The organism is Inquilinus sp. YAF38 (assembly GCF_052113205.1).
Taxonomy (GTDB): domain Bacteria; phylum Pseudomonadota; class Alphaproteobacteria; order DSM-16000; family Inquilinaceae; genus Inquilinus.
Genome location: NZ_JBFRCU010000159.1, coordinates 1 through 8,000 on the forward strand (window position 1 = coordinate 1; position 8,000 = coordinate 8,000).

At 70.9% G+C, this 8,000-nt stretch carries 10 protein-coding genes; 1 reads left to right on the top strand and 9 read right to left on the bottom strand.

What is annotated here, in order from left to right:
- The coding region (locus tag AB4Z01_RS35340) for a dihydroxyacetone kinase subunit DhaK (protein ID WP_441701415.1) at nucleotides 1–1,230 on the top strand (1,230 nt) is incomplete at its 5' end.
- A gap of 207 nt (nucleotides 1,231–1,437) precedes the next feature.
- On the opposite strand, the gene ureG is transcribed toward AB4Z01_RS35340, so the two are convergent.
- The 9 genes from ureG to AB4Z01_RS35385 form a co-directional block, all read right to left on the bottom strand.
- Nucleotides 1,438–2,055 (bottom strand): urease accessory protein UreG, encoded by a 618-nt coding sequence (gene ureG, locus AB4Z01_RS35345; RefSeq protein WP_441701417.1) that lies wholly within the window; start codon nucleotides 2,053–2,055, stop codon nucleotides 1,438–1,440.
- Nucleotides 2,052–2,744: an urease accessory protein UreF gene (locus AB4Z01_RS35350; protein ID WP_441701419.1), complete on the bottom strand. Its 693-nt coding sequence runs from the start codon at nucleotides 2,742–2,744 to the stop codon at nucleotides 2,052–2,054. The genes ureG and AB4Z01_RS35350 overlap by 4 nt, the downstream gene beginning before the upstream one ends.
- Nucleotides 2,737–3,198, bottom strand: a complete 462-nt coding sequence (locus AB4Z01_RS35355; protein WP_441701421.1) for an urease accessory protein UreE — start codon at nucleotides 3,196–3,198, stop codon at nucleotides 2,737–2,739. Before AB4Z01_RS35355 ends, AB4Z01_RS35350 begins: the two co-directional genes overlap by 8 nt.
- Before the next feature lie 138 nt (nucleotides 3,199–3,336).
- Nucleotides 3,337–5,046: an urease subunit alpha gene (gene ureC, locus AB4Z01_RS35360; protein WP_441701423.1), complete on the bottom strand. Its 1,710-nt coding sequence runs from the start codon at nucleotides 5,044–5,046 to the stop codon at nucleotides 3,337–3,339.
- A 12-nt stretch (nucleotides 5,047–5,058) separates the two neighbouring features.
- A complete protein-coding gene (locus tag AB4Z01_RS35365) occupies nucleotides 5,059–5,379 on the bottom strand; it encodes an urease subunit beta (protein WP_441701425.1) in 321 nt (106 codons plus the stop codon).
- Between the two features lie 148 nt (nucleotides 5,380–5,527).
- Nucleotides 5,528–5,830 carry an urease subunit gamma gene (locus AB4Z01_RS35370; RefSeq protein WP_342240218.1) on the bottom strand — a complete coding sequence of 101 codons (303 nt, stop codon included), beginning with the start codon at nucleotides 5,828–5,830 and terminating at the stop codon, nucleotides 5,528–5,530.
- Nucleotides 5,831–5,852: 22 nt separating this feature from the next.
- A complete protein-coding gene (locus AB4Z01_RS35375; protein WP_441701427.1) occupies nucleotides 5,853–6,731 on the bottom strand; it encodes an urease accessory protein UreD in 879 nt (292 codons plus the stop codon).
- A complete protein-coding gene (urtE, locus tag AB4Z01_RS35380) occupies nucleotides 6,697–7,392 on the bottom strand; it encodes an urea ABC transporter ATP-binding subunit UrtE (RefSeq protein WP_441324971.1) in 696 nt (231 codons plus the stop codon). The genes AB4Z01_RS35375 and urtE overlap by 35 nt, the downstream gene beginning before the upstream one ends.
- A 172-nt stretch (nucleotides 7,393–7,564) precedes the next feature.
- On the bottom strand, nucleotides 7,565–8,000 hold a 436-nt coding region (locus AB4Z01_RS35385; RefSeq protein WP_441701429.1), incomplete at its 5' end, for an ATP-binding cassette domain-containing protein.

An 8,000-nucleotide genomic window follows, 5' to 3' on the forward strand; every position in this document is an offset into this window, starting at 1 on the left:
GTGCTGATCCACAAGCTGGCCGGCGCCGCGATCGCGGCCGGCAAGCCGCTGGCCCAGGTCGCCGCGCTCGCCCGCGCCGCCGCCGCCGATCTCGGCACCATGGGCGTGGCGCTGGGCGCCTGCACCGTGCCGACCGCCGGCAAGCCCGGCTTCACCCTGGGCGACAATGAGATCGAGCTGGGCCTGGGCATCCATGGCGAGGCCGGGGTGCGGCGCGGGCCGCTGCAGCCGGCCGACGAGCTGGTGGCCGAGATCCTGCAGGCGATCGTCTCCGACCGCGGCCTCGGCCGCGGCGATCGGGTGGCGCTGCTGGTCAACGGCCTGGGCGCCACCCCGCCGATGGAGCTGTCGATCGTCGCCCGTGCCGCTTTGGCGGACCTGGCCGGGCGCGGCATCGCGGTTGAGCGGGCCTGGGCCGGCAACTTCCTGACCGCGCTGGACATGCCGGGCTGCTCGCTGAGCCTGCTGAAGCTCGACGACGAGCGGATCGCTCTGCTGGACGCACCGACCCAGGCCCCGGCCTGGCCGGGCGGCGGCCGGATCGGGCCGAAGCGCCGAATCCGCGCGCCGGAGCCGGCGTCGGCGGCTCGGGACGACACCCCTCCCTCGCCGCTCGCTCCGGCACTGCAGGAGGCCGGCCGCGTGGTGGCCGACGCGCTGGTCAAGGCCGAGCCGCATCTGACCGACCTCGATGCCCGCGCGGGCGATGGCGATCTCGGCGCCAGCATGGTGCGGGCGGCGGAGGCGATCCGCGCCTTGCCCGAGGCTGCCTGGGCCAATCCGGCGAAGGCGCTGGCCGCGGTCGGCGACGCGCTGCGCCGGGCGATCGGCGGCAGCTCCGGCCCGTTCTACGCCACCGCCCTCTTGCGCGCGTCGCGACGGCTGGCCGGTGAAACGACGCCGGCCCCGGCCGCCTGGGCCGAAGCCTTCACGGTCGCGGTCCAGGCGATCGGCGAGCTGGGCGGCGCCAAACCGGGCGACCGGACCATGCTGGACGCGCTGCACCCGGCGACCGAGGCCTTCTCGGCCGCGGTGGCCACCGGCAAGTCGCCGGCGGAGGCCTGGGGCGTCTGCGTCGCCGCGGCCGCGGCCGGCACCGACGCCACGGCGCGGATGCTGCCGCGCCTCGGCCGGGCCAGCTATCTCGGCGAACGCGCCATCGGCCTCCCCGACGCTGGCGCCGCCGCCGTCCTGGTCTGGCTGCAGGCGCTGAAGGCGGTGGTGCGGTAGTCGACCGGCCGGTTTTCGTTGCCTCTCCCGCGAGCGAGAGCCCTTCAGAATTCCAAATCCGTCATTGCGAGCGCAGCGAAGCAATCCAGGGCCGTTGCGTGCGGCCCCTGGATTGCTTCGTCGGCTTCGCCTCCTCGCAATGACGGCGAGGGATGGGCGTTGTGAGAAGACCGCGCCACACGGGAGAGGCAACGCCTGCTATGGCGTTTAACCCAATCCCCCCGCCTTCTCGATGAACGCCGCGATCTCGGCCACGCCGTCGCCGCTGCGGACCCGGGCGAAGACGAAGGGGCGGTCGCCGCGCATCTTGCGGGAATCCCGGTCCATCACCTCGAGCGAGGCCCCGACCAGCGGCGCCAGGTCGGTCTTGTTGATCACCAGCAGGTCCGACCGGGTGATGCCCGGGCCGCCCTTGCGCGGGATCTTGTCGCCGGCCGAGACATCGATGACGTAGATGGTGAGGTCCGCCAGCTCCGGGCTGAAGGTGGCGGCCAGGTTGTCGCCGCCGGATTCGATCAGCACCAAGTCGAGGTCCGGGAAGCGGCGCCGCATCTCGGCCACCGCCGCCAGGTTGATCGAGGCGTCCTCGCGGATCGCGGTGTGCGGGCAGCCGCCGGTCTCCACCCCCAGGATGCGGTCGGAGGACAGCGACCCGGCGCGGTTCAGGAACTCCGCATCCTCCTTGGTGTAGATGTCATTGGTGATGGCGGCGATGTCGTAGCGGTCGCGGAACGCCTTGCAGAGCGCGTCCATCAGCGCTGTCTTGCCGGAGCCGACGGGGCCGCCGATGCCCACGCGGAGGGGGCCGTTCTGGGTGCGGGTCATGTGCGGAACAACCTCGTATACTGGGTCTCGTGCTGCATCGATGCGATGTCGGCGGCGACAGCCAGGCCGCCGCATTGGCTGAAGGGGTCGCCGTCCGGCAATGCCGCCGCCCGGGCCGCTATCTCCGCCACCGCCGGCATCAGCGCGGCGATCGCGCGCTGGCCGTCGGTCTGGCCCAGCGGCACCAGCCGCTGCGCCGCCGACACCAGGTTGGCGGCGACGGCGTGCAGGAAGGCGGTGAGCGACGGGGCCAGGGCGATGCCGTGGCCGGCGGCGCAGGCGGCGACCGCGACCGGATAGGCCACGGTCTCGCCCACGCGGGCAGCCAGCCGCTCCAGCCCGGGCACCGGCCAGGCCGATCGCGAAATGGTCAGGAAGGCGGTGCCCTGGGCCAGAGTCTCGACCTGTCGCTCGCGTGACGCAGCCAGCGCCGCGGCGAGGTCGGCGACCTCGGCCAGCCGGTCGTCGTCCCCCGAAACCGCGGCGCGGTATGCGTGGACGAACAGCACGGCGTCGTTCCAGCCGGCACCATGCGCCAGCGCGTCCTCGATCCAGGCGATCAGGCCCGGCCGGTCGGTGACCCAGCCGGCCTCGTTCGCCCATTCCAGGCCGCTGGAATGGCTGAAGGCGCCGATCGGATAGGACGGCGACAGCCAAGCCATCAGCCGGTACAGCGCCGCGTCAGCCATGGGCATGCCCATGAACGGCGCCGTGACCATAGGCCCCGCCCTCCGGATCGAACGGCGCCTCGATGGCGATGACCACGCCTCCGAGTCCGCGCACCATGTCCTCGATCACATGGTCGGCGCGGATGCGCAGCGCGTCGGGCAGCAACTGGGTCGGCAGGTGTCGGTTGCCGAGATGCCAGGCGATCCGGATCAGCTCGGCTTGGCTGCCGGCCCGGATCTCGACCAGCCGCTCCGGCGCCGCCGCCACCAGGACCAGGCCGCCCTCCTCGCCCTCGAGCGCATCGCCATGGCGCAGATGCGCCGCCTCGGACAAGTCCAGCAGCAACACCGTCCCGGCCTCGCCGTAGAGGACGATGCGGCGGCGGTGGCGGGAATCGTAGTCCAGCACGACGCGGTCGGAGACGGCCGCCGGATCGAAGCGGCCGGCCGGAATGACAGCGGTGAAGCGCTTCACGTCATGCTCCGGAATGCTTCGTAGGTTGGGTTCGCGACAAGCGAACCCAACACGAGGACAGTGCCGTTGGAGCCATGTTGGGTTCGCCGACGCGAACCCAACCTACGCTTCGGATAGGTGAGCGGCACAACCATCCCATCAGAACAGAAAGTACCGCTGCGCCAGCGGCAGCACCGAGGCGGGTTCGCAGGTCAGCAGCTCGCCATCGGCGCGGACTTCGTAGGTCTCCGGATCGACCTCGATCACCGGGGTCGCGGAATTGTGGATCATGTCAGCCTTGCCGATGCCGCGCGTGCCCTCGACCGCCACCACCTCGCGCGTCAGGCCGAGGCGCTGGCCGATGCTGTCCTCCAGCGCCGCCTTGGACACGAAGGTAATGGCCGAGGCCGCCATCGCCCGGCCGAAGCCGCCGAACATCGGCCGGTAATGCACCGGCTGCGGCGTCGGGATCGAGGCGTTGGGGTCGCCCATCAGCGCCATCGAGATGGTGCCGGCCTTGAGGACAAGCTCCGGCTTCACCCCGAAGAAGGCCGGGTCCCACAGCACCAGGTCGGCCAGCTTGCCGACCTCGACCGACCCGACATGCTTCGACAGGCCCTGCGCGATCGCCGGGTTGATGGTGTATTTGGCGACGTAGCGCTTGACCCGGGCGTTGTCGTTCTCGCCGGTCTCCTGCGCCAGCCTTCCGCGCTGGACCTTCATCTTGTGCGCGGTCTGCCAGGTGCGCAGGATCACCTCGCCGATCCGCCCCATCGCCTGGCTGTCGGAGGAAATGATCGAGAAGGCGCCGAGGTCGTGCAGGATGTCCTCGGCGGCGATGGTCTCGCGCCGGATCCGGCTCTCGGCGAAGGCCACATCCTCCGGGATCCCGGCATCCAGGTGATGGCACACCATCAGCATGTCGAGATGCTCGTCGAGCGTGTTGACGGTGAAGGGCCGGGTCGGGTTGGTCGAGGACGGGATGACATTGGCCAGCCCCGCCACCCGGATGATGTCCGGCGCATGGCCGCCGCCGGCGCCTTCGGTGTGGAAGGCGTGGATGGTGCGGCCCTTGAAGGCGGCGATGGTGTCCTCGACGAAGCCGCTCTCGTTCAGCGTGTCGGTGTGGATCATCACCTGGATGTCCATCGCGTCGGCGACGCCGAGACAGCAATCGATCGCGGCCGGTGTCGTACCCCAATCCTCGTGCAGCTTCATCGAGGAGGCTCCGGCGCGGATCTGCTCGATCAGCGCGTCCGGCCGGCTGGCATTGCCCTTGCCGGAGATGGCGAGGTTGACCGGCAGCCCCTCCGCCGCCTGCAGCATGCGGGCGATGTGCCAGGGGCCGGGCGTGCAGGTGGTGGCCTTGGTACCGGTGGACGGGCCGGTGCCGCCGCCGACCAGGGTGGTGACGCCGCTGGCGAGCGCCTCCTCCACCTGCTGCGGGCAGATGAAGTGGATGTGGCAGTCGATGCCGCCGGCGGTCAGGATCTTGCCTTCGCCGGCAATGATCTCGGTGCCCGGCCCGATGACGATGTCGACGCCCGGCTGGATGTCCGGGTTGCCGGCCTTGCCGATCCTGGCAATGCGGCCGTCGCGGATCGCCACATCGGCCTTGACGATGCCCCAATGGTCGAGGATCACGGCGTTGGTGATGACGGTGTCGGCGGTGCCTTCGGCCCGGGTCGCCTGGCTCTGCCCCATGCCGTCGCGGATCACCTTGCCGCCGCCGAACTTGACCTCCTCGCCATAGATCGTGTGGTCGCGCTCGATCTCGATGAACAGCTTGGTGTCGGCAAGGCGCAGCCGATCGCCGGTGGTCGGGCCGAACATGTCGGCATAGGCGGCGCGGGAGATGGAAATCGGCATGTCTCGGCCTCCTCAGCCCTGGACCGGATCGAGCGGCCCCATGACCGCGTGGCGGAAGCCGATGGCGACGCGGGCACCGGCGAGCGCGACCAGCCGCACCTCGCGGCTCTGCCCCGGCTCGAACCGCACGGCGGTACCGGATGCGATGTCGAGTCGCCGCCCACGTGCCTTGTCCCGGTCGAATGACAGGGCCGGATTGGTCTCGAAGAAGTGATAGTGGCTGCCGACCTGGACCGGCCGGTCGCCGGTGTTGGCGACGGTGAGGACGATGCTGTCGCGCCCCGCGTTCAGCTCGATCTCGCCCTGCGCCGGAATGAGTTCGCCCGGGATCATCGGCAGTTCCTCCGGGCGGCAGCTACCCCAACCCTGTCGTTGCCGGGCTTGACCCGGCAATCCAGAAGGTCTCGACAGTCTCTGGATGCCCGGGTCAAGCCCGGGCATGACAGTTGAAAGGGAGAGAAACCGAGCATTCCCATTGCTGTCACCTGATCGGCTCATGGACGGTCACCAGCTTGGTGCCGTCGGGGAAGGTGGCTTCGACCTGGACATCGTGGATCATCTCGGCCACCCCTTCCATCACCTGGTCGCGGGTCAGCACGGTGGCGCCGGCCGCCATCAGCGACGCCACCGAGCGGCCGTCGCGGGCGCCTTCGGTGACGAAGTCGGAGATCAGCGCCACCGCCTCCGGATAGTTCAGCTTCACGCCGCGCTCCAGCCGCCGGCGCGCCACCATCGCGGCCATGGCGATCAGCAGCTTGTCCTTCTCCCGCGGGGTCAGGTTCACGGAGACTCCTCCCAGTGCGTCTTCAACATTGCCAGACGCGCGGCAGCGGGCGTCCGGCCCGCAGGATTCCGAGCGCCGAGATCAGGTCGCGCCGCAGCACAGCGCCATCCGGCGCGGCGAAGCGGGCGACCAGAAGGCCATTCCAGGCGCTGGCGCCGGCCAGACCCTGCGCTTCCGCCAGTACCGCGCGCAAAGGGTCGATCAACGCCTGCGCCTCGGGCGTCGCGAAGAGCAGCGTCGCCACCGCCCGGGCGCCGCGGCCGAGGCCCGGCCGGTCCAGCGCCGCTGCCGGGTCGCCGTCGACCGCCAGCGCATCGGCATAGACCAGCCTGCCGTCACGGCGGATGCGCCAGGCGTCGCGCAGCGTGCCCTGCCGCACCGTCTCGCCCATCGCCGCCCGGCCGAATACGATCGCCTCGACCCCGAGAAACCGCGCATCGCCGCACAGCTCGATCCGCAGGTCGCGGTCGAGCCGGGCGTGGTCGAACAGGATGGTCTCCTGCGGCAGCCACTCCGCCACGGCGCCGGGCTCGACCGCCAGCCGGGTCTCGATCCGCGCCGCGTCGCCGAGCGAGCGGTAGATCCGCTCCGCCGCCTGCCCCGCCACCGTCGCCGCCGTGCCCTCGCCCCAGCGCACCGCCTGGGTCAGCCGGTCGCCGCCGGTCAGGCCGCCGGCCGTGTTCAGCAGCACGGCGCCGGCGAAGGCGCCGGCCTCGCGCCGCGGGAAGCGCGCCTTGGCGCAGCCCTCCTGGAACAGGGCGTCGAGCACCGTCTCGGCCCCACGCCGCTTGAAGCCGAGGTCGAGCCGGCCGCGGGCGCGCGCCAGCGGCACGGGCAGGGCCGTCGGCTCCGCGAGGGCCGGCGGGTCAGACCGTAAGGTGACGACGGACGCTGTCTTCATCGAGCGCGGTCTTGTCCCCGTCCACCACGACCTCGCCGCGATCCAGCACGACGAGGCGTTGGCCCAGAGCATGGGCGAAATCGAAATACTGCTCGACCAGCAGGATCGCCATGGTGCCGCGATCGCGCAACATCGCGATGACGCGGCCGATATCCTTGATGATCGAGGGCTGGATGCCCTCCGTCGGCTCGTCCAGGATCAAGAGTCGCGGCCGGGTCACCAGCGCCCGGCCGATGGCGAGCTGCTGCTGCTGCCCGCCCGACAGGTCGCCGCCGCGCCGGCCCAGCATCGATTTCAGCACCGGGAACAGCTCGAAGATCTCCTCCGGCACCCGCCGCTCGCGCCGCGGCAGCACGGCGAAGCCGGTCTCCAGATTCTCCTTCACCGTCAGCAGCGGGAAGATCTCGCGCCCCTGCGGCACGAAGGCGATACCGCGCCGCGCCCGCTCCGCCGTCGGCAGCCGGGTGATGTCCTCGCCTTCCCACAACACCTTGCCCGCCGCGACCGGCTGCTGGCCGACGATGGCGCGCAAGGTGCTGGTCTTGCCGACGCCGTTGCGGCCGAGCAGGCAGGTCACCTCGCCCTTGCCGACGCCGAGCGACACCCGCCGCAGTGCCTGAGCGGCGCCGTAGAACAGGTCGATGCCTTCGACTGCGAGCATCGCTACGCCCCCCACATGCCGGCGGCCCCGGAACGTCTCGCAGTTTCCAAAACCGTCATTGCGAGCGCAGCGAAGCAATCCAGAGGCCCCTCGTGCTGGCCCCTGGATTGCTTCGTCGGCTTCGCCTCCTCGCAATGACGGTGAGGGATGGTTGATCTCAGCAACACCATGCTCAGCGCCCCAGATAAACGTCGATGACGCGCGGGTCGGCGCTGACGGCGTCGAGCGGCCCTTCGGCCAACACCGAGCCTTCGTGCAGCACCGTCACCTTGACGTCGAGGGCGCGGACGAAATGCATGTCGTGCTCCACCACCACCACCGACCGGGTCTTGTTGATCTCGCGCAGCAGGATCGCCGTCTCCTCGGTCTCGGCGTCGGTCATGCCGGCCACCGGCTCGTCCACCAGCAGCAGCGCCGGCTCCTGCGCCAGCAGCATGCCGATCTCCAGCCACTGCTTCTGGCCGTGCGACAGCGCCCCGGCCAGCCGGTCGCGATGCGCCGTCAGCTTGGTCGTCGCCAGGATCTCGTCGATCCGCTCCGCCGTGTCCGCACGGGGGCGGCCGAACAGCAGGTTGGTCGGCGATCGCGGGCCCGCCAGGGACAGGAGG